This is a genomic window from Rhodococcus sp. NJ-530 (assembly GCF_003860625.1).
GTDB lineage: Bacteria > Actinomycetota > Actinomycetes > Mycobacteriales > Mycobacteriaceae > Rhodococcus_F > Rhodococcus_F qingshengii.
In genome coordinates, this window is the sequence record NZ_CP034152.1 from 5,016,734 (window position 1) to 5,038,985 (window position 22,252).

Consider the following 22,252-nt stretch of genomic DNA (forward strand, 5'->3'; position numbering starts at 1 on the left):
ACGTCAAATACCTGGAGGCCTTGCCGATGGAAACCCGCTGGTTGCACGCGTTTGTCGCGGTTGCGGAAGAACTTCACTTCGGGCGGGCCGCATCACGGCTCCAGATGGCCCAGTCGCCGCTCAGCCAGATGATCCGAAAGCTCGAAAAGGACATCGGCGTCAAGTTGTTCGAACGAAGCACTCGCAGCGTCGCACTCACATCCGGCGGACATGCCTTTCTCCCCCACGCCTATCGCGTCATCGAGAACATGGAGACGGCACGACACGCTACGCGCGCGTCGTCGGGAGGCGTCTACGGACGAGTCACAATCGGGTTCACCGGAGTGCTCAACTATCAAGCACTTCCGCCACTGACACGCGCGTTGCGTCAGCGTTATCCGGAAGTCGAACTGACACTCCTCGGCCGGATCATGACGCGCGACGCGGTCATCCAACTCGAGAGCGGCGCCCTCGATCTCGCCTTCGTCGGACTACCCGTGGAATCCGCATCACTGTCTACCCGACTCATCCGACGGGAGGCATTCGGCGCTGTGCTTCCGATCGACCATCCCCTCGCAGAGAGAGACGCGATCGACCTCCGCGAATTGGCCGACGACGGATTCGTGACCACCCCGCTCTCGGCCGGCTCGGCCCTCCAGGAAACCGCGATGCGCGCCTGCATGAACGCAGACTTCAGGCCTCGCGTGGTTCAGGAGATCACCGATCCGTACATGATCCTGATGCTCGTTGCCGCCGGCGTCGGTGTAGCGCTGATGACGTCCGGTATGGCTGCTATCACCCCACCTGGCAGTGTGTTCGTCCCACTCACCGGCGAGCCGACGTTCATGAATCACGGAATTGCCTGGTCACCGCGGCACATGACCGATGCGCTCGCCGTCGCATTGGAGACATCCGAGGAAATTCTGCCGACGCCGGAGATTGAGACCAAAAACGTCATTATCTGAGACTCATTTAGTGTTGGACGCGCCATAGTCCTTCGTGGCACTGTCGTCTCAGCCGCCGAAAGGTGAGGGACGTCACCGATGCGTGGTGCATCTCCAAACGTGCCGCCACGGCCGGCCCATCGGGACGAAAGGACTTCACATGGCACCTCCGATCACCTCCACCGGATCCACGAACGCGACCGAGGAACATCCGAATGCGAACGCGCGCCGCGCCGCCGTTTCGGGCTTCCTCGGCAGCACCCTCGAGTACTACGACTTCTTCATCTACGGCTCCGCGGCCGCGCTGGTGTTCCCCAAGATCTTCTTCCCCGGCGGCGGATCAACGGCAACCCTGCTCTCGATCAGCACCTTAGGTGTCGCCTACGTCGCCCGCCCGCTCGGCGCGGTGCTTTGGGGACACCTCGGCGATCGGTACGGACGCAAGAACGCGCTTCTCGCCTGCCTGCTCCTCATGGGTGTTGCGACGGTCATCGTCGGTTGCCTGCCGACCTACGACCAGATCGGCATCGCCGCGCCGATCATTCTCGTCTTGCTTCGCCTTCTTCAAGGGCTCTCTGCGGGCGGTGAATCACCCGGCTCTTCGGCACTGACGCTCGAACACGCACCTGATCACCGTCGTTCGTTCTTCACCTCGTTCACCATGAGCGGGATCATGTTCGGCATCGTCGTCTCCAGCCTGGTATTCATCCCAGTGGCGAGCCTGCCCGACGAAGACCTCTACTCGTGGGGTTGGCGAGTTCCCTTCTGGCTCAGCATCATCGTGACCGTCGTCGCGCTGTGGCTACGTCGCGCCCTGGATGAGCCGGAGGTATTCGAGGAACTCAAGGAACAGGACGAGACGGCCGGAATTCCCGTCGTCGAGATGTTCCGCTCGCACTGGCGCACCGTGATCCGTATCAGCATGAGCTCGACCTTCGCGATGATCAACACCATCGTCAACGTCTTCGCCCTGGCGTACGCCGTCGAATCCGGCTTCGAGCGCTCCACGATGCTGTGGGCAATCGCGACCGCCAATTTTGTTGCCGTACTGACTCAGCCGCTGTTCGGCATCCTCTCGGATCGCTACGGACGCAAGCCCATCTTCGTCGTCGGCGCGATCGGAGCCGGCCTGATGATCTTCGTCTTCTTCCATTCGATCGGAACCCAAAGCGTCCCCATGGTCTTCGCTTCGGGAATCGTCATGATCGGCATCTTCTACGCCATGCCCAACGGCACGTACCCGGCGTACTTCCCGGAGCAGTTCCCCGCGAAGGTCCGATACACCGGAATGGCCGTCAGCCTCATGCTCGGACTCCTTGTTGCCGGCTTCACACCGGCTATCGCTCAGGCGATTTCAGCCGGAGACAAGAGCAACTGGACACCGGTTGCCTGGATGTGCCTGGGCTTCGCCGTCGTCTCCGCCATCGCGGCAATGACCGGACCGGAAACGTACCGCACGCCCACAGCAGAACTGGGCCAACCGAAGCCGAGCCTGCCGATCAAGCAGGACTCAGAGCTCACCAGCAACAACGCTTGACCGGACCGGCCCCTCGCGCTGAATTGCCGCGAGGGGCCGTCCCCACTTATGCAGGAGAATGTCATGACCACCGAATACACACGTCACCGTATCGGCCTTGTCGGGTCGGGTATCGCCACCTCACTCTCGCCCGCGTTGCACGCACACGAAGCAGCAGCACTGGGACTCGACGATTACAGCTACGAACTGGTAGATCTCGAGAACCTGAACATCTCGGTCGAGAAAACCGGTGAGGTGGTGCGTGGCGCCGTCGCGGGCGATTTCACCGGACTGAACATCACCCACCCGTGCAAGCAGGTTGTCGTGGACGCGCTCGACGAGCTGTCCGACAACGCGCGGTTGCTCGGTGCCGTCAATACGGTTGTGGTCGACAACGGCCGTTTGATCGGCCACAACACCGACCACAGCGGATTCCTCACAGCACTGCAGCGCGGTTTGCCCGACGCCGCCTTGGACCGAGTGGTGCTTGCCGGGGCAGGAGGGGCGGGTTCCGCTGTGGCATACGCACTCGCCGCCGCCGGCACCACGGATCTTCGCATCGCAGATATTGATCCCGCTCGCGCTGCCGATGTGTGTTCTCGCGTCGCCTCGGCCTTCCCTGGCACGCGCACAACGGCTTTGGCGATCGATGAGATCGCCGTCAACCTGACTACGTGCGACGGCGTCGTCAACGCATCTCCGATCGGGATGGTCGGCCATCCCGGAACTCCGTTCGACCCCGCGGCGCTCCACGCGGGCTTGTGGGTCGCGGACATCGTCTATCGGCCGATGCGCACCGAATTGCTCGACGCTGCAATTACTCTCGGATGTCGAGTCCTCGACGGCGGCCAGATGCTGGTGGCTCAAGCCTCTGACACCTTCACACTCCTGACGGGTGTCGAAGCCGATACGGATCGCATGCGCAGCCATCTGAGCGAGCTGCTCTCCGAGACGGCACGCGCATGAGCACAACCGAACACCTACTTTCTCGCGAAGTACCAGGAGCACTGATGAACGTGACTGCGCCGTTCGCCGAACCTCTCGACATGGGCAGCGTCCGCCTCCGGAACCGGTTCGTGTCGGCCCCGATGGAACGCAACTACTGCGAAGTCGACGGCACCATGACGGACGAGTACATCGCGTACCTCGCCCGCCGCGCCGAAGGTGGTGCTGCACTGATCTTCACCGAAGCGAGCTACGTGCGTGCCGACGGCAAGGGACGCATCCGGCAGATGGGCGTCGACGTCGACGAACGGATTCCCGGCATCAAGAAGATGGCCGACGCGATCCACGCTCACGGCGCCCTCGTCGGAGTCGAACTCAACCACGGTGGACGTACGGCGCAAGGTTCTGTCAGCGGGTTTGTTCCCGTTGCCCCGACACCGATTCCGTGTTTGGTTGTCGGCGGCGAGATGCCAGAACAACTCGACGGCGACGACATCGAGCACATCATCGAATGCTTCGGTGAAGCCGCGGCACGCTGCCATCAGGCCGGCGTCGACGTCATCTCCCTGCACGGTGGCCACGGGTATCTGATCCACCAGTTCCTCTCCCCTGCTTACAATCACCGCGACGACGAGTGGGCCGACCCCACCTTGTTCGTCAACAAGGTCATCGCCTCCGTCCACGAGCACGCACCGGGAATCACTCTGGGACTCCGATTCTCAGCCTTCGAAGGCATCGACGGCGGACTCGACGCCGAGATGACTCGCGCTCGCATCGGCGCCATCGACACCGACCGACTCGATTTCCTCGACGTCTCGGCCGGCAACTACGAAGCGGGACAGTGGATCATCCAGCCCGGTGAATGGTCGCGCGGTCTCCTCGCGCCGTACTCCGAGCAGTACCAGCGCGACTTCGACATCCCGGTGGGAGTGGCCGGACGCATCACGTCGCCGGAGATCGCTGCGCGGATCATCGAATCCGGGCAGGCGAACTTCGTCAGCATGGCTCGTACGCTGCACGCAGATCCGGACTTCCCGAATCGTGCCATCGACGGTGGCCGGTACCGCCCTTGCATTGCCTGCAACTACTGCATCGACAGCCTGGCCGCCGGCCCCATTCCCTGCTCCGTCAACCCGTGGGTCGGCCGCGAATTGGATCAGCCTACCAAGCCGGCTGATGCCACCGTGCGGGTCGCCGTCATCGGTGCCGGGCCGTCGGGAATGGCCGCTGCCCGCGACCTCGCACTTGCCGGTCACCGCGTCGACCTGTACGACGAGCGACCCAGCCTCGGTGGCGACTTCGCTCTGGCATCGAAGCTGCACGAGTATCCCGAATATGGACGGATCGTGGACTGGTACGCCGCGGAACTGGCTGAACTCGGGGTCCACTGCCACACCTCGACCCGGGCAGATGCTGCTTTGCTCTCCGGTGTCGATTTCGACGCCATAGTTCTTGCCGCCGGCGGCGTCGGCCCCGTGGTCGATCTCCCCGGAGCAGCTACCCGTACCGTTCGCGACGTCCGCGAATTCCTCGTCTCCGGCAATCCAGCTCCTGCCGCTGTCACCATCTTCGGCGCCGACCGTGAGGCTGCGGCCGTCGCCGACGATCTCCTTCAGAAGGGCACCCAGGTCGTGATGATCGGCCCGCAGGAAACCATCGCGCACGACGTCGGACGCCGCGGAAAGATCGTGCTGCTGCCGCGCCTGGCCGCAAGTGAGAACCTCACGACCTACCTCAGCTCGATCGTCACCACAGTCGCCGCTGACCGCGTCACGATTTCGACGGCCGGTGTGCTGAGCGAGGTCGATGCTCCGGGCGAACTGCTGATCTCGCAAGGCGTCGAGCCGCGTTCGGAACTTCTTGCCGAACTCCGTTCACTGGCACCACGACTCGGAGTACATACCGTCGGCGACGCGAGCGGTGACGGCGGGTCCATCCATGCCGCACTCGTGACCGCAGCCGACGTTGCCGTCGCGATCACCGCCGCCGCTGCGGCACGTCAGGAGGTTCACGCATGACCACACAGGCAGCCACACCCGTGGCAACTGCATTGCCGCCCATTGGACTCGGAACCTGGCCCCTGGTCGGTGCCGACGCCACGAACTCGGTTCTCTCCGGCATCGAGGCCGGGTACCGCCTCATCGACACCGCCGCGATCTACGGCAACGAGGGCGCCGTCGGTGTGGCGCTGGCGGAATCAGGTGTGCCGCGAGAAAAACTGTTCGTCACCACCAAACTTCGTGGCAACGACCAGGTTTCCGGCGACATTCGGGGCGCCCTCGAGCAGAGTCTGGAACTACTGGGACTCGACCAGCTGGATCTGTTCCTGATCCACTGGCCACTCCCGCGAATCGATCGCTATGTCGCGTCGTTCGAGTCGATGCTGGCCTGCCGCGACGCCGGACTGGCTCGGTACGTGGGTGTGTCGAACTTCCTGGAGCTCCACCTGCGCCGCGTCGTCGCCGAAACCGGCGAGGCACCGGCAGTCAACCAGATTCAGATGGACCCGTCGCTCGCTCGGATCCCGGTTCGCCGCGCAAACGACGAACTTGGCATCTTCACTCAGTCGTGGAGTCCGCTCGGCCGGGGTGACGTGCTCGACAACGCCGTTGTGAGCGAGATCGCCGGTCGAATCGGTTGCACACCAGCTCAAGTGGTCCTCGCTTGGCACGTCGCGCAGGGTGTGGTTCCGGTCGCGCGATCAGCGAACCCGACGCGTCAGGCCGAGAACCTGGCAGCACTCGACGTCACCCTCACCAGCGAGGACATCGAAGCACTGAACAGTCTCGACCGCGGCGAGTCTGCCGCGCGGGACGTCGAAGCAGAGGAACATTTCTGATGACGTTGAAAGTCGGAATCGTCGGCTGCGGCAAGATCGCCGGCAACCATGCCCGCGCGCTGCAACAAGTCCCCGGTGTCGAGGTGATCGGCTGCTGCGATCCCGATCTCGGACGCGCCCAGGAGTTCGCGGCAGCGCACGGCATTCCCGCAGCCGTGAGTTCAGTGGAGCAACTTCTTGCCCTCGGACTCGACGCCTGCACCGTTTGCACGCCGCACCCGGTACATGAAGAGGTAGTCGTGGCCGCTGCCGAAGCTGGTGTACATGTTTTGTGCGAGAAGCCCATCGCAGTCGATGTTGCTGCCGCCGACCGCATGATCGAGGCCGCCGACCGCGCCGGTATCACGTTCGGGGTGCTCTTCCAACGCCGATTCTGGCCGGCAGCACGTCGGATCCGCGACGCCATCGACGACGGGCGGATCGGACTACCCATGCTCGGTGAGGCGTCGGTGATCCTGCATCGCCCATCGAGTTACTACTCGGCCGACGCCTGGCGTGGACGCTGGGACACCGACGGCGGTGGCGTGCTCATGACACAGGCCGTGCACCAGATCGACATGCTGGCCTGGTTCATGGGCGAGGCCGTCTCGGTCAGCGGCTTCATCCGCACCCACACCCACGGTGCGCACATCGAGACCGAAGACAGCGCGTCAGCTGTGATCTCCTTTGCCTCGGGCGGCACCGCCACCGTCACCGCGACTACCGGTGCCAATCACAATCTGGGTAACCGCGTGACGGTGATCGGGCGCACCGGCGCCATTGCCAGCGTCCTCGAATTTCCTGAAGGGCACGAGGGTGTCAACGAAATCTGGACGGTGCCGGGCGAAGTGGAGTTCCGGTCGCCGTACTCCGCGGACATCGATGCGAATCTTGATGTGGGCGCGGTCAATGCGGCACTGACCGACTTCCACACCCTGCAGGTTCAGGACTTCGCCGACGCGGTCCTGACCGGGCGCGAACCCTCCGTCACCGGTCGAGACGCCCGCGCGTCACTTGCCATCATCGCCGCAATCTACGAATCGTCACGAACGGGCAAGGTTGTCGAGCTGACATCGACACCGACCCTCGCAACAACTGCCAAGGAGCAGAAATGAGTAGCAGTACCCCCCTCACCTACGACGTGGTTGTCGTGGGCTCCGGCGCAGGCGGGCTTTCCACAGCAATTGCCGCAGCACATGGCGGCGCGTCGGTACTCGTTGTCGAGAAGGCCGACACCTGCGGCGGCGCAACGGCCTGGTCGGGCGGGTGGATGTGGACCCCACGCAACATGTTTGCCATCGCCGACGGGGTTGTCGAGGATCGCTCGGCACCGCGGACATATCTGGAAAACCGACTCGGCGACAACTTCGACGCCGCCAAAGTTGATGCACTCCTCGACGGCGCCCCGGAGATGGTCGAGTTCTTCGAACGCAAGACTGCTCTGAAGTTCGTGCCCGGAGCCAAGATCGCCGATATTCACGGTGACACACCGGGCGTCGGCACGGGTCACCGTTCCGTCGGACCGAAACCGGTGAGTCTGCGAAAGCTCGGACCAGATGTCGCGGCGCTGCTACGTCGACAGTTGTACGAGACGTCATTCCTCGGCATGGGCATCATGGCCGGGCCCGACCTGCAGGCATTCCTGCACTCGACTCGATCGCCGAAAGCATTTGTGCACTGTGGTGTTCGGGTGACAAAGCACATGTTCGATCTCGCCACCAAGCGTCGTGGCCAGCAACTCGTCAACGGCACCGCGCTTGTCGGCATGATGCTGCGCTCGGCACTCGATCTGGGCGTCGAGTTTCGGGTGAAGACGTCCGCGACCGCGTTGCAGACCGATGACGACGGCCGCGTTGTCGGCGTCCGCCTCGAAAGTCCGGACGGCGCGTACTCGGTAACTGCCCGACGTGGTGTCGTACTCGCCACCGGCGGCTTCGCCCAGGACATCGACCGACGACGCGAACTGTTCCCGCGCACCCCCACCGGCAACGAGCACTGGTCGCTCACCCCGAAGACAACCACCGGCGACGGCATCACCCTCGGCGAATCCGTGGGCGGCCGACTCGACCGCACCCTCGCCTCCCCCGTCGCGTACTGCCCCGTCTCCATCGTTCGCTACCGCAACGGCAAGGAAGGTGTGTTCCCGCACATCCTCGATCGCGGAAAGCCCGGTGTCATCGGAGTTCTCGCGAACGGCAAGCGGTTTGTCAACGAAGCACTCGGCTATCACGACTACACACTCGCGATGGTCGAGCAGGTTCCCGAGGGCGAAGAGGTGTGCTCGTGGTTGATTGCCGATCAACAGTATGTGCGATACCTCCCGCTGGGCATGGCGAAGCCCTTGCCGATCCCGATCCAGCCGTACCTGCGCTCGGGGTACCTCACGCGTGGGCGCACTCTTCGGGACTTGGCCGAGAAGATCGGCGTCGACCCCGTGCAGTTGGAGAAAACCGTCGCAGCTTTCAATATCGGGGCCGTGGCCGGTGAAGACCCCGAGTTCGGTCGCGGTACAACACCGTTCAACCGAGGTTCCGGAGATGCTTCCAATCCGTGGCCGAACCCGTCGCTCGCGCCCTTGCAGAAGGGTCCGTACTACGCGGTGAAAGTCGTGCCAGGGAGTTTCGGCACCTTCGCCGGACTGGTCACGGACTCGTCGTCGCAGGTTCTCGATGACAACGACCGCCCCATCGAGGGGTTGCTCGCCGTCGGCGTCGATCAGGCGAGCGTGATGGGCGGGCACTACCCGTCCGGGGGCATCAACCTCGGACCGGCCATGACATTCGGTTACCTGGCCGGCCGGGAACTGGCCGGAGCCGAGACAGTTGGAGCGCACGCATGACACTCTCACTCGGACTGGCAGCCCTCACAGTGCTCGACACCGCACCGATGCAGCACGTCGCCTTGGCTGAAAAGCACGGCTTCGACACCATCGGTATCCGTCTGATGCCTGCGGCACCAGGTACGACGGCCTACCCTCTGCACGAGGACAAGCAGTCGTTGGACGAACTGGTGCGTCGACTGGGCGATTCACCGGTCGAGGTATTCGACCTCGAAATCATCCGTCTTGCAGCCGACTTCGACCCCACCGACTACGCTCCGCTGCTCGAAGCCGGAGCACAGCTCGGAGCCAAAGCCGTTCTGGTGGGCGGCGACGACCGCGACCGCGCTCGGCTCACGGACTCCTATGCCCGCCTCACTGAACTGTGCGCGAACTACGGCATCGTCGCCTCGCTCGAATTCATGCCGTGGACTGCGGTGCCCGATGCGCGTGCGGCCATCGAGATCGTCTCGGCGGCAGACGGTCCGGCTCGCAGTGTCCTCGTCGACGCATTGCACACCGACCGCTCGGCGACAACGCTCGAGGATCTTGCGTCCATCCCTCGCGAGTGGTTGCACTACGCCCAGATGTGCGACGGTTCGACCCCCGCTCCCACTGGGGACGCAGAGCTGATCCGTCAGGCCCGCGAGGAGCGTCTGGTGCCCGGCACCGGCGGCATAGCCCTGGCCGACATCTGGTCGACTTTGCCTGCCGGACTGCCGGTCAGCATCGAACTGCCCAACGAGCCACTGCGCCGCGCCGTCGGCACCGACGCCTGGCTGGAGCGCCTGGTCGAGGCCACGCGAGAAGTGTTGGCCTAGCGGCCCTGTGCGCCTTTTTGGTAGTTGGCGCTACCAAATAGGCGCACGGGGGCGTCAGCCCCTCCGAGCCGCAACGGCCTGCGCCAGACGGTCCAACTGCGCTGCGGTGGTGGACCAGTCGATGCACGCGTCGGTGATCGACTGGCCGTAGGTGAGCTCGTCCGCCTTGCCCAAGGTCAGGTCCTGACGGCCGGCCTCGATGAAACTCTCCAACATGACGCCGGCGATTCCCTGCTCGCCCTCGGTCAGACGTCGGGCAATGTCGTCGAGCACGATGACCTGACGCTCATGGTCCTTGCTGCTGTTACCGTGGCTCGCGTCGATGACCACGCGCTCGGGCAGGTTCGACTTACGCAGGCGGGCAAGGGTGTCCGCGACTGTCTCGGCATCGTAGTTCGGTCCGTCGCTACCGCCACGAAGAATGACATGGCAGTCGGGGTTGCCCGCGGTACGGATCAAGGCAGCCTGGCCGTCGAGGTCCGTTCCGGGGAACACGTGGCTCGCTGCCGCGGCGCGGGTGCCGTCGACGGCTACCTGCACGTCACCTTCGGTGGAGTTCTTGATACCGACGGGCATGGACAGCGCGCTGCACAGCTGACGGTGAACCTGACTGGCGGCGGTCCGGGCGCCGATCGCACCGTAGCTGACCAGGTCGGCAATGTACTGAGGCATGATCGGATCAAGGAACTCGCAGCCGACTGGCAGGCCCAGGCTCGACACGTCGAGAAGCAACTTGCGGCCGATACCGAGCCCGGTGTTGATGTCGAACGTGCCGTCGAGGTGGGGGTCGTTGAGCAGGCCCTTCCACCCGAGTGTGGTGCGCGGCTTTTCGAAGTAGACGCGCATGACGATGTGCAGATCGTCCCGCAGTTCGTCGGCCTTGGCGGCCAACCGGCGGGCGTAGTCCATCGCCGCTTCCGGATCGTGCACAGAGCACGGACCGACTACGACGATCAAACGATCGTCGTCACCGTTGAGGATGTTGATGGTGTCGGCCCGACCGGTGCGCACAGTGGCGGCGGCGACCTCGTCCGGAGCGTGCTGAGCACGAACAGTCGCCGGTGACACGAGCGGACTGATACTCACAGTGCGCTGATCGTCGAGGCTGTCCGAAGCTGTGGTGGTGTCGATGGTGACAGTCATGGGGTTTTCGGTTTCCTGTTCTCAGGCCGACCCCAGAGATGAAGAGAAACTCCAGCGAGCCGGTCTGTAGTCCGGCTCTTGGGTGGAGGTTGTCAGCGCGTGGTTACGCCGGCAGGCCCACCCGGGGCCGGCCTGCTAAACCAGAAATAGACGCGCTGCATGTCGGCCACGATACCTCGAGTTCGGATCAGATGGGCGCGCCCCTCCACGACGAGCCGAATCCGAGGGGAGCGTCCCGTGGCACGAGTCCGTGACGAATGGCCAAATCCGCTGAGCGATTGGCGCTTTCGAGCAAGGCTCCGGCTACGGAATTCGAATACGTTGGTCAGGCACCTGCCAATGCCCGGAACATCAGATGGAGCTGCGCCTTCTCATGCCTGTGATCGAATCGACCGAAACCTTCCACCCGACGGTGTCCCCTTTTGCGACCGATACCCCCTTGCAGTCGACAAGAGATGTGGACGGCGAGTTCACCCGTCTGATCGATTCCTTGACACGACGCGGATTCCTGGCCGGTGCGGCGGCGCTCGGTGCACTAGGCGCGCTCTCTGCATGTTCGAGCGAATCCAGCGGCACCGAAGCCTCGGACGAGTGGGTCGACATCGTCGTCGCGGACCAGGCCTACCGCCTGCCGCGGGACCCCAAGCGTGTCGTGGTGCTCGAAGCTCGAGGCGCCCTCGATTTTGCACTACTTGCCGAGTACCCGATCGTCGCGACCAATTGGGATCCGAAGTCTCAACTCATGCGCCAGGTACCCGCCGGCGCGGCTCGCCTCGGTGGGACGAACAACGAACCGAATGCCGAATCGATACTGAGCCACGACCCCGATCTTTTGGTCGTCGGGAAAGGCTGGTGGAATTACTACCAGGACAAGGGCCTGCTCGGCACTGACATCGCACCGGTGCTCGTCGTCGACGAGGGCACGACGGGCTCGTCGTGGAAGCAGGCCATGACCGCGCAGCTCACGGCTCTCGATCGCCGCGAAGTCGCCGAACGCGTCATCGCCCGATACAACGCCGAACTTGCACAAGCGCGGGCCAAGATCGGTGGTCTCCTCGAAGGCAAGTCGATTGCGATCGCCGGCGCAGACAGCGGTCAGATCTGGCTGCAGAACAACACGTTCGCCGTCTCGGTTGCGCAGGACCTCGGCTTGAACGTCTTGACCGACGCTGCCCATGCCGCACCTGATCGGAAGGATTCGACTTTCTACAGCCTCGAGGAGCTTGCGATCTTCGACCAGGCCGACTTCGTCTTGCTACAGAACCCCGACGCTGTGGAAGCCGAGTCGCCCACGTGGAAACGAGTCCGCGCTGTCCAGGACGGCCATGTCGGGCATCTGCGATACGACCTCAACAACGGCCTCGCTCTGACTGCGATGGCCCTGGCCGCTGATATCGCCGAGCAGGTACAGGTCATGCGCTGACGTCTTCGGTATCGCCTTCCGAATCAGAAATCAACCGGATTCTCTGTCATACGAACAGTCGATACTGACTCACTCGGAAACGGATTATGTTGTCACCTGCCCGTGCTCTTCGCACGTCAGAGGGTGTTTCTCCGAACGCCCTGTTTCTCCGAACGCTAGGTGACCAATGACGCAGAACCCGTACTACGGCCAGCAACAACCGGTCGGCCCTCCGCCGGACAACAATCTGGTCTGGGCGATTCTCGTGACAGTGTTCTGCTGCCTCCCGCTCGGCATCGTCTCGATCGTCAAATCAAGCCAGGTCAACACTTTGTGGGCGCAAGGTCAGTTCGACGCTGCGCGAAAATCAGCTGACGATGCCAAGAAGTTCGCCTTGTGGTCAGTCGGCGCAGGTGTTGCCGTCGCTGTTCTGTACTTCCTTTTTGTCGTCGTCCTTGCCGGATCGAGTTCCCTGTGACCGCCGACGCCGACCGGCGACACTGATCGACGGCCAAACACCGAACTGCAATGACACCGAATTGTGGTGACACCGAGAACGATGACATATCACGACTCGCCGCACTGAAGGCGCCAGCGGCAGTTGCGTTCACGGCAATTGCGCTGTGCGGCTTCATCTCCTGGAGTGACCCCACCACACCTGGTGGGGTCATTCCCGTTTGTCCGACCAAAGCGCTGTTCAACGTCAATTGTCCCGGTTGCGGTAGCACTCGGATGGTGTACAGCCTCATCCACGGCGATTTCGGTGCAGCGATGCGTTTCAATGCCTTTGGCCTCGTGATGCTGCTTGCACTGGCGTTCACGTACGTCTCGTGGACGACCGCCCGCACCCGTGGAAGACCCGTCGTGCTCTGGCATCAGTTGCGCTGGTCACCGGCTGTGATCTTGACACTCGTGTTGATCTGGACGACGGTCCGCATAGCCCCGATCCCGATATTTGCCGGTCTCCGCGTCTAGGCCGGATCTCCTCACGCGTCCAAACGGAATACACCTCGCACCTGGCGTACGCCGTTGATCTGCACCTCGACGGCATGTTCGCCGGCGTAGTACTTCCGGGTGCTGATCGGTTTGAAGGAATGCCTCTTCGCGATACGGGCCGGCACCCCGGGTTCCAGCGTTCGTGTTGTCAGTTTGAAGACCTTGGGCGTCGTCTGCCCGTTGGCCTTCACGTGGTGGACGATGTAATCGATCACGACGGTGACGGACTCGCTGCCATTGTTCGTGACGGCGAAGTCGAAGGTGAGTTCTCCACCCGCATCAACTGTTTCGCGGTCGATGACGAACCCCTCGACCACGACGTCGGTGGGCGGCGAGAACCCCAAGAGGGACAGAGCATCTGGATCGCCGGCCTTGATCAACGTCCGCAATGCATGTTTGACGATTTTCAGTGTGTTGGCATCCGGTGTCTGCAGCCAACGCTTCGCAGTCGATACTGCGAGCGCAGCGTCAGCACGACTGAGATCGTTGAGATGGTTTGCGACCGAACGTCGTACATATTCCGAATCATCCCGATACAGCTCGTCGAGAATGACGATTGTCGACTCGGGACGCGCCGTCAATTCTTTCACTCGTCTTCCCCAGGGCAAACGAGTACGAGTGCCTTCGGTCGCCAAGCGCCGGACGTGTTCGTCTTCATGGCCGGTCCAGGTGAGTGCGATCGCCAGCGAACGGTCAAGGTTCGTTTCGAGAAATGAGCGAATTGCGAATTCGGCCGTCAGACGCGACGTCAACTCGGCAAGCAGAGCCATTCCCTCGTCGAAATCCGACTCGGAGCCACTTCGTGTCGCCGTGACGGCGACGGCTTCGGTCACCGGCCAGATCATCCAACCGGTGAAGGTCTCTTCTGAAAGCGCACGGCGGATGATCTCGGCGAAGGCCGGAAGATCTCGAGACAGTTCGGCAGTCATCGCGTCCCGCACAACGCGCGTACGTTCGCCGAGACTCATACCGTCGAATTCGGATGTACTACCCCGAACGAGGGCGAGGCGTGTGTGACCGGAGGCTCGCTCTAGACAGCCTGCCAGATCGGCGACGACGGATTTCCCGAGCAGTTCGTCAGCGGTGGGCATCAGGGGCACACCGTGAGAGCGGAAATCCGATCACCGTCGAGAGTGAAATGGTGATGTAACTGGACGGGGCTTCCGGGAAAATCACCCTCGACCTTCACCGACACGACAACGGCCGAGCCTGGGGTGTTGACCGACTCGATCTTCTGGGTGAAGGTGAACGCCGTCGACACGGCGGACTTCCACGCCACGATTTCTTCGATCCCGACATACGTCCGGCCGTCGTCACGAACCACTGCGTCTTCGGTGAAAACGCCGCGGACGTCGCCGCCGTCGAAATACGCGCGCGCTGCGCCTGGCACCTTCGCTGAGTCGATCATTCGCGAAGAGTACTGCTGGGGTCCGACAGGTTCGGCGAACTCACTGCCCGAGCAGACGCCGCCAACTGAATCTCCATCAACAGCCTGGCCGACGGCTCGGAGAGGTCGGTATCCGTGATCTCCTCGACCCTCTTGATCCGATATCTGAGGGTGTTCGGGTGAATCCGAAGCTGCTCGGATGCACGTCGGACATCGCCCGAATGTGCGAGGTAAACGGAGATGCTTTCGCGCATGTTCGACCCGTTGCGTCTGTCGTAGACGTCCAGGGCGTCGACTCTCGGATCGTGCAGTTGCTCGTCGGCCGCAATGGTGTCCATGATTTCGCCCAGCAGCACCGGTGTGCGCGAGTCCGCGAGGGTGGTCACACGAACATCCCCCGACGTTCCGTCCAAGACCCGATCCACTTCGGCCCGAGCCTGGGCCACCTCCGCAAGCGTCGAAACCGGCGACGAGACCGCGGCCCGTAGCCCCGAAGGCGACACCTTGTCCAAACGCGCGACAACTTCGCGGGTCCACGAGACTGTGGATTTCACGGATTGGGTTCGCGGAAACAGCACATAGATCCGGGTGCCGACGGCACTCACCAGCGATTCACGCTGAAAGGCGCTGGCGTGCAGTCGCAAAGACGACACGAGTTCGCCCGAAGACGGCAGCCCACCGTTTCCGATACTCGCCACTCCGACCACCATCGCCGGTCCGGACATCGGGATGGTCAACGAGGCCGCGAGCGAAGGAACGTCGACACCGCCGCCGCGAACCCCGAGCAACCGCTGAATCTGTATCGCCTCGTTACTCGGCGCGTCTCGGATGCGCGAAATCAGCCGAGCAGCAACGGCCGCGGCACCGCGGAGCACGCTGTCGGCATCGCCGGCAATGGGAACCGGGCCTTCCTGCACCCAGATCGTGCCGAGAAGATCAGAGCTGAAACCGCTCTCCCCCTTGACATTGTCGGATATTCTCCGAATCGGAACCACCAACCGTCGCCTGATCGCGAGGTCTTCGTGCGCAGGCACCTCCACTACGTCGTCGCTTCGCCGCAGGCTCTCGAAGACGCCCCACTCCTGTAGCTTTCTGAGGTATTCGCGAGGTCCTTCACGGCCGAGGATTGATTGCCGGCGGAGCTCGTCCGCAGCATCTCCCGATGCCGAATAAGCCAAGACGTGGGAATGATCGTCCTCGATGCTGACCATCCCCCGCGTGATTGCGGCGACGTTCTGCGCCAGCTCGAACAAGTCTGTGTCACTACCGAATACGATGTCGTCCGAATCTTGTCGGGACACCGAATGATCGAGCACGCCCCGGATGGTCGTGAACAATCGATCCCAACGAGCATCCGGATGGACCGCTATCAAGGCGATCCCGGCGCGCTGTGCCGCCGCACGCACCGACGTGTCCGAGGCCTCCTTCGACATGACGGCCCGAGGCGCTGATCCCTTCTGATCGAGGCGGTTCAGCCAGGCCGCCAATTCGGCTGCGCCGATACCGACAGCGAGCCAGAGCTCAGAGGATTCGACGGCCGCGGTTCTGGGGCGCGTGAGGTCCCCGACCTCTGCGAACACCACGGAGTCGACGAAGACGTCATCACCTGACGGCGCGAGGACGAGCTCGACAAAAGCTCCGCCCAGCGCCCGAAGGACCGCGTCGAGCCTGACCCCACGGATAGACACGTACCACCCACTCTCCGGACCGCCGCAATGCCTCAACTTCGAGAATAGTGCATTTTCCTGCGAAAACGGTTCAGCCGATCGGACAAACACGGACACCGATGTTTGGCCGCTCAGCGGATTACTCGCCGACGTCTTTCGACTTGACTGGTTCACGACACGACAACTGCCCACTCCTGAGTCTGCCGAAGGATCGTCATGGACGCCGTTACCAATGTCCCCCACCCAGCCAACGAACCGGTGAACAATTACGCGCCGGGAAGCCCGGAACGATCGCGCCTCCGTATGAAACTGACCGAACTGGCCGAATCGCCGACCGACATCAGGCAGGTCATCGGCGGCATTCACCGAACTGCGGAAGGTAAGCGAGAGAGCGTTGTTCAACCACACCGTCACAGTTCGGTGCTCGGATCGTATGCGGGCGCAACCCACTCGGACGTTCGTGATGCCATCGACGCCGCCACACTCGCCGCCCCGGCCTGGCGCGACCTCTCGTTCGACGACCGCGCTGCGGTCTTCCTCCGCGCCGCCGATCTACTTTCCGGCCCGTGGCGCGAAACCATCGCCGCCGCAACAATGCTCGGCCAGTCGAAGACCGCATACCAGGCCGAGATCGACGCGCCCTGCGAACTGATCGACTTCTGGCGTTTCAACGTCGCGTTCGCACGTCAGATACTCGCCGACCAACCCGTTTCCGCTCCGGGAGTGTGGAATCGCGTCGAATATCGTCCACTCGAAGGTTTCGTCTACGCGATCACTCCCTTCAATTTCACCGCCATCGCCGGAAATCTCCCCACAGCACCGGCCCTGATGGGCAACACCGTGATCTGGAAGCCGTCACCCACGCAGGCCGTCGCGGCGTACCTGACAATGCAACTACTCGAAGCTGCCGGCCTCCCGCCCGGGGTGATCAATCTTGTTCTCGGCGACGGCCCCTTGGTGTCCGAGGTCGCGCTTGCCGACCCCCGACTGGCGGGTATCCACTTCACCGGATCCACCGCAACGTTCCAGCGTTTGTGGCGTGAGGTCGGAGCCAACATCTCGAACTACCGGACGTATCCGCGTCTCGTCGGCGAAACCGGCGGCAAAGATTTTGTACTCGCACACAGTTCCGCTGACCCGGACGTACTCACGACGGCATTGATTCGCGGGGCCTTCGACTACCAGGGCCAGAAATGTTCGGCCGCATCACGGGCGTTCATCCCGAAGTCGGTGTGGGCCAAGATGGGCGACACGTTCATCGACACTGTGTCGACGTTGAAGTACGGAGACGTCACCGACCTGACGAACTTCGGCGGCGCCGTCATCGACCAACGTTCGTTCGACCGAAACGCCGCCGCGATCGTCCGCGCCAAGTCGACCAGCAGCCTCACCATCGCAGCAGGCGGCGACTACGACGACCGTGAAGGATTCTTCATCTCACCGACGGTCCTACTCGGTGACGACCCGAGCGACGAAGCCTTCAGCACCGAGTACTTCGGTCCCATCCTTTCGCTTCACGTCTACGACGACTCCGCACCCAATGCCTACGCCGACATCCTCGCGCGCGTCGACAGCGGATCCGCTTACGCCCTGACCGGCGCCGTGATCGCCACCGACCGTGCGGCCGTCGATCAAGCTCATCATGGTCTGCGGTTCGCCGCCGGAAACTTCTACGTCAACGACAAGCCGACGGGAGCGGTTGTCGGACAACAACCCTTCGGAGGTGCGCGGGCTTCGGGTACCAACGACAAGGCCGGTTCGCCGCAGAATCTGCTCCGTTGGGCGTCGACACGCACCGTCAAGGAAACCTTCGTTCCTCCCACCGATCATCGTTACCCCCACCAGGACGTCGATCCAGCCGAGAGCGAGAACCGTTGATGAGTGCCGTCTCGCTGAGCAACCCACTGCGCCCGGTGCTCCTCGCGGCGGCACGCTCGTCGCGACTGGAGAAGACAGTCTCCGGGATGACCTTGACCCGCAAGCTTGTAGACAGGTTCGTCGCCGGGGACGCGGAACCCGCAGCGATGTCAGCGGTGCGCAACATCCTCACCAGTGGCCGGTTCGTGACGGTCGACTACCTCGGCGAGGACACCACCGATCCGGCTCAGGCAACAGCTACCGTCGACGCCTATCTCTCCCTTCTCCGCTCGTACGCAACGCTTTCCGAGATTGCCGGGACGCAACACTCCCTGGAGGTTTCGCTCAAGCTCTCCGCGTTGGGGCAGTCACTTCCCGGTGACGGCGAGAAGATCGCCCTGGCGAACGCTCACCGAATCGTCACAGCGGCAGACGAAGTGGGCGCGTGGGTCACCGTCGATGCGGAGGATCACACCACCACCGACTCGACACTGTCCATCGTCGAAGAGTTGCGCCGCGACTTCCCGACGCTCGGCACGGTCCTGCAGGCGTATCTACACCGCACCGAGGCCGACTGCCGGCACTTCTCCGGATCAGGTTCACGAATTCGGCTGTGCAAGGGTGCATACAAGGAACCGGCCGTCGTCGCGTTCCAAAAGGCCGGCGAAGTCGACGCGTCGTACCTGCGTTGCCTGAAGGTCTTGATGGAAGGTGACGGGTACCCGATGGTCGCCTCCCACGATCCCACCATGATCGACGCCGCCCTCGAACTCGCCACACTGACCGAGCGGACAGCCGCGGATTTCGAGTTCCAGATGCTCTTCGGCATCCGCGACGGCGAACAACGCAGATTGGTAGCCGAAGGCAATCACCTGCGGGTCTACGTTCCCTACGGCAGCCAGTGGTACGGCTACTTCATGCGTCGCCTCGCGGAAAGACCGGCCAACCTCATGTTCTTCATGCGCTCACTCGCTTCCAACAACTAGACACCGGAAACCGTTGGCAGCGGTGGCAACTCGAGGTTTTCGCGAAAGGTACCGCCGACGTAGTCGGATCCCACGATTCCGCGCTTGCGCAGCTCCGGCAGCAGCTCGTTCGTGACGAAATCGCGTGTACGCGGATCGGCAAGGTCACCGAGCGTGATGACGTCGAGTACGCCCGCGTCGTATCGTTCCTCGATCGCGTCCGCGAGCTGTTCCGGGGTGCCCGCCGCTGCCCAGTGGCCGGTGTCCTTGGACGCGATGATCAACTCACGCAGAGTCTTTCCTTGTGATGCGAGCTTGCCGAAGATCTCGACCCGGCCCCGTCGTCGATTCACCGACGACGGGTCCGGCAACAACGACTCCGGGATCGACCGATCCAGCGGCAATTCCGAGAAATCCACGTCACCGCCGAACATGTCGGCAAGCCTGGTGCGTCCGGCGTCGAAGTCCGTCGATTCCTCGGCTTCTCTGACCAATCGTTCGACTTCGGCTTCGGTAGCGCCGTACGTTGCGTGGAACGAGCTGAAAATCAGTGGCAGTTCGTCCCCACGCCCCAACTCTGCCGCCCTGGCGCGGATCGTCTTCGTGTAGGTGACCGCGTCCTCGAAGGTTGCGAGAGAAGTGAATACGACCTCGGCGAAGCGAGCACCCAGTTCGATACCTCCGGCAGATTGGCCTGCCTGGAATTGGACCGGACGACGCTGCGGCAGGGATGGAATGTTCAACGGCCCCTGCACGGTGAAGTACTTGCCTCGGTGCTCGATGGGGACCACCCTCGACGGATCTAGCACCGCAGAGCCCTCTCCCCGGATCAAGGCGCCGGGCTTCCAGCTGTCGAAGAGCGCGTTGACCACCTCGAGCGATTCGGCCGCTCGGGCGTACCGCTCCTCCGGACTCGGCAGGTCCAGGTCGCTGTAGTTCTCTTCTCCGAGTGAGGAAGTGACGGCATTCCATGCGGCTCGACCATTGCTGACGTGGTCCAGGGTGCCGAACAACCGTGCCAGGTTGAATGGGTGATGAAACGTCGTCGTGACGGTGGCGATGAGCCCCACATGGGTGGTGACCGCACTCAGCGCGGCAAGGAAGATCAACGGCTCCTGCGCACCGATCGCGCCCTGCGCACCGAAACTCAGCAGGTCGGCGGCAAACAGTCCGTCGATCTTGTTCGCCTCGGCCGTCTTTGCGACGTCGATCGCGGACGCGACCGTCGAAGTCGTCGGATCGATCGCGGCGTCGTAGATACTCACCGCCCCGCTGACACCGGTCACCGTCTTGAGTGGACGCCTACGATCGGCCACCGACCATCCTCCTGGCTTCGCGAAATCTGTTCCGAATTCACAACGCTAGACCGATCCTGGCTCCCGACAAGGTATTCACTCAGCCTGGTTCTATCCCTCCGAACGCCGCTTGGTCACGCCCCGGATTTACGGGCACGATAGGCGGCGACGTGCGCCCTGTTCCCACAGTTCCCGGTGTCGCAGTATCGCTTCGAACGATTGCGCGACAAATCCACGAAGACCGCTTCGCAGTCCGGGGCCTCGCACCATCGCAACCTAGAGAATTCGTCGGTTCGGATCAGATCGAGCACACCCATCGCCGCTTCTGCGGCCATCCGGTCCACCAGTGGCGAATCGTCAGCGGTGACGTGCAGGTGCCAGCCGAGGTCGTCGTGCCTGGTGAGCCGCGGCCTCGCGCCCGATTCGAGTAGCAGTGTGTTCACCACCTCGACGGCGTCGTCCACTCCCGCGGCTTCCCAGAACTTTCGCAGTCGTGGACGCAGCGCACGAACCGCCGTCAATTCCTCCGGTGTGCCGTCCCGCCTGCCGGTCCAGCGATCCGCGTCGAGAAACCGTGTCAGCTCCTCTTGATCCGGAAGCAGTTCGGCCCCGCCGCGGGCCGTGTTGACCAACGACGCGGCGAAGACGAGCGCCGATTCCGTGTCACCAGCAAAATGCACTTTGACTCCTGAGCCGTATCAACCTAATGTCAGCATCGTAATCGCTTTTACTCCTGACGGGTGACGACGTGAACTCTCGCAACGGCTTGATCTTCGCTCTGCTGTCCGCGGCAACGTTCGGCGTATCGGGCCCGTTCGCGAAATCTCTCATCGAATCAGGGTGGTCCCCCGGCGGCGCAGTGTTCGCGCGCGTTGCCGGCGGCGCACTGGTGATGATGGTGATCGCCGTAGCCACCCAATGGCCTCGCCTACGACAGGTGAGCACCCACACGCGAACGGTACTGCTGTACGGGGTGTTCGCGATCTCGGGCGTTCAACTGTGCTTCTTCAATGCCGTGCAACATCTTTCGGTCGGCGTCGCATTGCTTCTCGAGTACCTTGCACCGATCATCGTCATCGGGTGGGTGTGGATAACCAAGGGCGCGCGTCCGAGCGTGCAGACGCTTCTCGGTGCGGCGGTGGCCTTGATCGGCGCCGCCGTGGTGATCGACGTCTTCGGATCGGCAGAGATCAGTGCCGTCGGAGTCGCCTGGGGACTGGCCGCCGCGGCATGCCTTGCAGTCTATTTCGTCATTTCCGAACGTGCGGACGGTGATCTCCATCCTGTTGTGCTCGCGGCATCGGGGCTCACGGTCAGTGCGGTGGTCATCGGCGCGCTCGGACTCGTAGGCGTCCTCCCCCTCCAGTTCTCGGCCTCGAACGCCGTCGTGGCAGACCATTCGGTGAACGTGTGGCTGCCGGTGGTGGTCCTGGTCCTGGTCAGCACTGTCATTGCCTATCTCACCGGCATCGCCGCGATCACGCTGCTGGGGCCGACAATCGGGTCTCTGGTAGCGCTGACCGAAGTGCTGTGCGCGGTCGTCGCCGCGTGGATCCTGGTCGGGGAATCCGTCACCGCACTCCAAGCTGTAGGTGGCGCAGCAATCATCGCGGGGTTGGTCCTCGCGCGCCTCGGTCAGGTTGCACCGAAACAGATACCGGCCGACCCGATGACAAATGTCATGGCAGAAGAATGACGG

At 63.1% G+C, this 22,252-nt stretch carries 20 protein-coding genes; 14 read left to right on the forward strand and 6 right to left on the reverse strand.

Annotated elements, in window-relative coordinates:
• Positions 1 to 26 precede the first annotated feature (26 nt).
• The 8 genes from EHW12_RS23295 to EHW12_RS23330 all read left to right on the forward strand — a co-directional run bounded on the left by EHW12_RS23295 (position 27) and on the right by EHW12_RS23330 (position 9,841).
• Positions 27 to 944 carry a LysR family transcriptional regulator gene (locus EHW12_RS23295; protein ID WP_020970528.1) on the forward strand — a complete coding sequence of 306 codons (918 nt, stop codon included), beginning with the start codon at positions 27 to 29 and terminating at the stop codon, positions 942 to 944.
• Between the two features lie 139 nt (positions 945 to 1,083).
• Positions 1,084 to 2,460 (forward strand): MFS transporter, encoded by a 1,377-nt coding sequence (locus EHW12_RS23300; protein ID WP_125051858.1) that lies wholly within the window; start codon positions 1,084 to 1,086, stop codon positions 2,458 to 2,460.
• A gap of 63 nt (positions 2,461 to 2,523) precedes the next feature.
• Positions 2,524 to 3,405, forward strand: a complete 882-nt coding sequence (locus tag EHW12_RS23305; RefSeq protein ID WP_007733571.1) for a shikimate dehydrogenase — start codon at positions 2,524 to 2,526, stop codon at positions 3,403 to 3,405.
• A 44-nt stretch (positions 3,406 to 3,449) separates the two neighbouring features.
• Complete coding sequence (locus EHW12_RS23310; protein ID WP_206434860.1) at positions 3,450 to 5,402, forward strand: FAD-dependent oxidoreductase; 1,953 nt, start codon at positions 3,450 to 3,452, stop codon at positions 5,400 to 5,402.
• Positions 5,399 to 6,223 (forward strand): aldo/keto reductase, encoded by an 825-nt coding sequence (locus EHW12_RS23315; protein WP_125051861.1) that lies wholly within the window; start codon positions 5,399 to 5,401, stop codon positions 6,221 to 6,223. The genes EHW12_RS23310 and EHW12_RS23315 overlap by 4 nt, the downstream gene beginning before the upstream one ends.
• Positions 6,223 to 7,317, forward strand: a complete 1,095-nt coding sequence (locus EHW12_RS23320; RefSeq protein WP_125051863.1) for a Gfo/Idh/MocA family oxidoreductase — start codon at positions 6,223 to 6,225, stop codon at positions 7,315 to 7,317. Before EHW12_RS23315 ends, EHW12_RS23320 begins: the two co-directional genes overlap by 1 nt.
• Positions 7,314 to 9,041 carry an FAD-dependent oxidoreductase gene (locus EHW12_RS23325; RefSeq protein ID WP_125051865.1) on the forward strand — a complete coding sequence of 576 codons (1,728 nt, stop codon included), beginning with the start codon at positions 7,314 to 7,316 and terminating at the stop codon, positions 9,039 to 9,041. The genes EHW12_RS23320 and EHW12_RS23325 overlap by 4 nt, the downstream gene beginning before the upstream one ends.
• Positions 9,038 to 9,841 (forward strand): TIM barrel protein, encoded by an 804-nt coding sequence (locus EHW12_RS23330; RefSeq protein WP_125051867.1) that lies wholly within the window; start codon positions 9,038 to 9,040, stop codon positions 9,839 to 9,841. Before EHW12_RS23325 ends, EHW12_RS23330 begins: the two co-directional genes overlap by 4 nt.
• Before the next feature lie 54 nt (positions 9,842 to 9,895).
• Here the strand turns inward: EHW12_RS23330 and EHW12_RS23335 are convergent, their stop codons facing one another.
• Complete coding sequence (locus EHW12_RS23335; protein WP_030535319.1) at positions 9,896 to 10,984, reverse strand: 3-deoxy-7-phosphoheptulonate synthase; 1,089 nt, start codon at positions 10,982 to 10,984, stop codon at positions 9,896 to 9,898.
• A gap of 373 nt (positions 10,985 to 11,357) precedes the next feature.
• On the opposite strand from EHW12_RS23335, the gene EHW12_RS23340 reads away from it, so the two are divergent.
• The 3 genes from EHW12_RS23340 (at position 11,358) to EHW12_RS23350 (ending at position 13,361) form a co-directional block, all read left to right on the forward strand.
• A complete protein-coding gene (locus EHW12_RS23340) occupies positions 11,358 to 12,407 on the forward strand; it encodes an ABC transporter substrate-binding protein (protein ID WP_037125863.1) in 1,050 nt (349 codons plus the stop codon).
• Between the two features lie 166 nt (positions 12,408 to 12,573).
• On the forward strand, positions 12,574 to 12,864 hold the full coding sequence (locus EHW12_RS23345) for a CD225/dispanin family protein (protein ID WP_003940575.1): 291 nt from the start codon (positions 12,574 to 12,576) through the stop codon (positions 12,862 to 12,864).
• 50 nt (positions 12,865 to 12,914) lie between these two features.
• Positions 12,915 to 13,361 carry a DUF2752 domain-containing protein gene (locus EHW12_RS23350; protein WP_064114434.1) on the forward strand — a complete coding sequence of 149 codons (447 nt, stop codon included), beginning with the start codon at positions 12,915 to 12,917 and terminating at the stop codon, positions 13,359 to 13,361.
• 11 nt (positions 13,362 to 13,372) lie between these two features.
• Here the strand turns inward: EHW12_RS23350 and EHW12_RS23355 are convergent, their stop codons facing one another.
• The 3 genes from EHW12_RS23355 to EHW12_RS23365 are packed head-to-tail and all read right to left on the reverse strand — an operon-like array spanning position 13,373 to position 16,457.
• Entirely contained in the window at positions 13,373 to 14,473 is a 1,101-nt protein-coding gene (locus tag EHW12_RS23355; protein WP_054188897.1) for a DNA alkylation repair protein, read from the reverse strand.
• Positions 14,473 to 14,790: a nuclear transport factor 2 family protein gene (locus tag EHW12_RS23360; RefSeq protein WP_007733586.1), complete on the reverse strand. Its 318-nt coding sequence runs from the start codon at positions 14,788 to 14,790 to the stop codon at positions 14,473 to 14,475. The genes EHW12_RS23355 and EHW12_RS23360 overlap by 1 nt, the downstream gene beginning before the upstream one ends.
• A complete protein-coding gene (locus EHW12_RS23365; protein ID WP_125051869.1) occupies positions 14,787 to 16,457 on the reverse strand; it encodes a PucR family transcriptional regulator in 1,671 nt (556 codons plus the stop codon). The genes EHW12_RS23360 and EHW12_RS23365 overlap by 4 nt, the downstream gene beginning before the upstream one ends.
• A 195-nt stretch (positions 16,458 to 16,652) precedes the next feature.
• Between EHW12_RS23365 and pruA the strand changes: the two genes are divergently transcribed.
• Together pruA and EHW12_RS23375 are read left to right on the forward strand one after the other, a co-directional pair.
• Positions 16,653 to 18,314: an L-glutamate gamma-semialdehyde dehydrogenase gene (gene pruA, locus EHW12_RS23370; RefSeq protein ID WP_125051871.1), complete on the forward strand. Its 1,662-nt coding sequence runs from the start codon at positions 16,653 to 16,655 to the stop codon at positions 18,312 to 18,314.
• Positions 18,314 to 19,279: a proline dehydrogenase family protein gene (locus EHW12_RS23375; protein ID WP_064114431.1), complete on the forward strand. Its 966-nt coding sequence runs from the start codon at positions 18,314 to 18,316 to the stop codon at positions 19,277 to 19,279. The genes pruA and EHW12_RS23375 overlap by 1 nt, the downstream gene beginning before the upstream one ends.
• On the opposite strand, the gene EHW12_RS23380 is transcribed toward EHW12_RS23375, so the two are convergent.
• Together EHW12_RS23380 and EHW12_RS23385 are read right to left on the reverse strand one after the other, a co-directional pair.
• Positions 19,276 to 20,574: an NtaA/DmoA family FMN-dependent monooxygenase gene (locus tag EHW12_RS23380; RefSeq protein WP_125051873.1), complete on the reverse strand. Its 1,299-nt coding sequence runs from the start codon at positions 20,572 to 20,574 to the stop codon at positions 19,276 to 19,278. The genes EHW12_RS23375 and EHW12_RS23380 overlap by 4 nt on opposite strands.
• A gap of 113 nt (positions 20,575 to 20,687) precedes the next feature.
• Positions 20,688 to 21,233 carry a CGNR zinc finger domain-containing protein gene (locus tag EHW12_RS23385; protein ID WP_003939872.1) on the reverse strand — a complete coding sequence of 182 codons (546 nt, stop codon included), beginning with the start codon at positions 21,231 to 21,233 and terminating at the stop codon, positions 20,688 to 20,690.
• Between the two features lie 68 nt (positions 21,234 to 21,301).
• Here EHW12_RS23385 and EHW12_RS23390 point away from each other — a divergent pair, with 68 nt between their 5' ends.
• A complete protein-coding gene (locus tag EHW12_RS23390) occupies positions 21,302 to 22,249 on the forward strand; it encodes an EamA family transporter (RefSeq protein ID WP_003940332.1) in 948 nt (315 codons plus the stop codon).
• Positions 22,250 to 22,252 lie beyond the last annotated feature (3 nt).

What these genes read in the sequence shown, in the direction of transcription:
- EHW12_RS23355 (WP_054188897.1), bottom strand. Translation starts at nt 14,473, where the DNA reads ATGCCCACCGCTGACGAACTGCTCGGGAAATCCGTCGTCGCCGATCTG.
- pruA (WP_125051871.1), top strand. Translation starts at nt 16,653, where the DNA reads ATGGACGCCGTTACCAATGTCCCCCACCCAGCCAACGAACCGGTGAAC.
- EHW12_RS23325 (WP_125051865.1), top strand. Translation starts at nt 7,314, where the DNA reads ATGAGTAGCAGTACCCCCCTCACCTACGACGTGGTTGTCGTGGGCTCC.
- EHW12_RS23360 (WP_007733586.1), bottom strand. Translation starts at nt 14,790, where the DNA reads ATGATCGACTCAGCGAAGGTGCCAGGCGCAGCGCGCGCGTATTTCGAC.
- EHW12_RS23295 (WP_020970528.1), top strand. Translation starts at nt 27, where the DNA reads ATGGAAACCCGCTGGTTGCACGCGTTTGTCGCGGTTGCGGAAGAACTT.
- EHW12_RS23335 (WP_030535319.1), bottom strand. Translation starts at nt 10,984, where the DNA reads ATGACTGTCACCATCGACACCACCACAGCTTCGGACAGCCTCGACGAT.
- EHW12_RS23315 (WP_125051861.1), top strand. Translation starts at nt 5,399, where the DNA reads ATGACCACACAGGCAGCCACACCCGTGGCAACTGCATTGCCGCCCATT.
- EHW12_RS23310 (WP_206434860.1), top strand. Translation starts at nt 3,450, where the DNA reads ATGAACGTGACTGCGCCGTTCGCCGAACCTCTCGACATGGGCAGCGTC.
- EHW12_RS23320 (WP_125051863.1), top strand. Translation starts at nt 6,223, where the DNA reads ATGACGTTGAAAGTCGGAATCGTCGGCTGCGGCAAGATCGCCGGCAAC.
- EHW12_RS23330 (WP_125051867.1), top strand. Translation starts at nt 9,038, where the DNA reads ATGACACTCTCACTCGGACTGGCAGCCCTCACAGTGCTCGACACCGCA.
- EHW12_RS23350 (WP_064114434.1), top strand. Translation starts at nt 12,915, where the DNA reads ATGACACCGAATTGTGGTGACACCGAGAACGATGACATATCACGACTC.
- EHW12_RS23340 (WP_037125863.1), top strand. Translation starts at nt 11,358, where the DNA reads ATGCCTGTGATCGAATCGACCGAAACCTTCCACCCGACGGTGTCCCCT.
- EHW12_RS23305 (WP_007733571.1), top strand. Translation starts at nt 2,524, where the DNA reads ATGACCACCGAATACACACGTCACCGTATCGGCCTTGTCGGGTCGGGT.
- EHW12_RS23345 (WP_003940575.1), top strand. Translation starts at nt 12,574, where the DNA reads ATGACGCAGAACCCGTACTACGGCCAGCAACAACCGGTCGGCCCTCCG.
- EHW12_RS23300 (WP_125051858.1), top strand. Translation starts at nt 1,084, where the DNA reads ATGGCACCTCCGATCACCTCCACCGGATCCACGAACGCGACCGAGGAA.
- EHW12_RS23375 (WP_064114431.1), top strand. Translation starts at nt 18,314, where the DNA reads ATGAGTGCCGTCTCGCTGAGCAACCCACTGCGCCCGGTGCTCCTCGCG.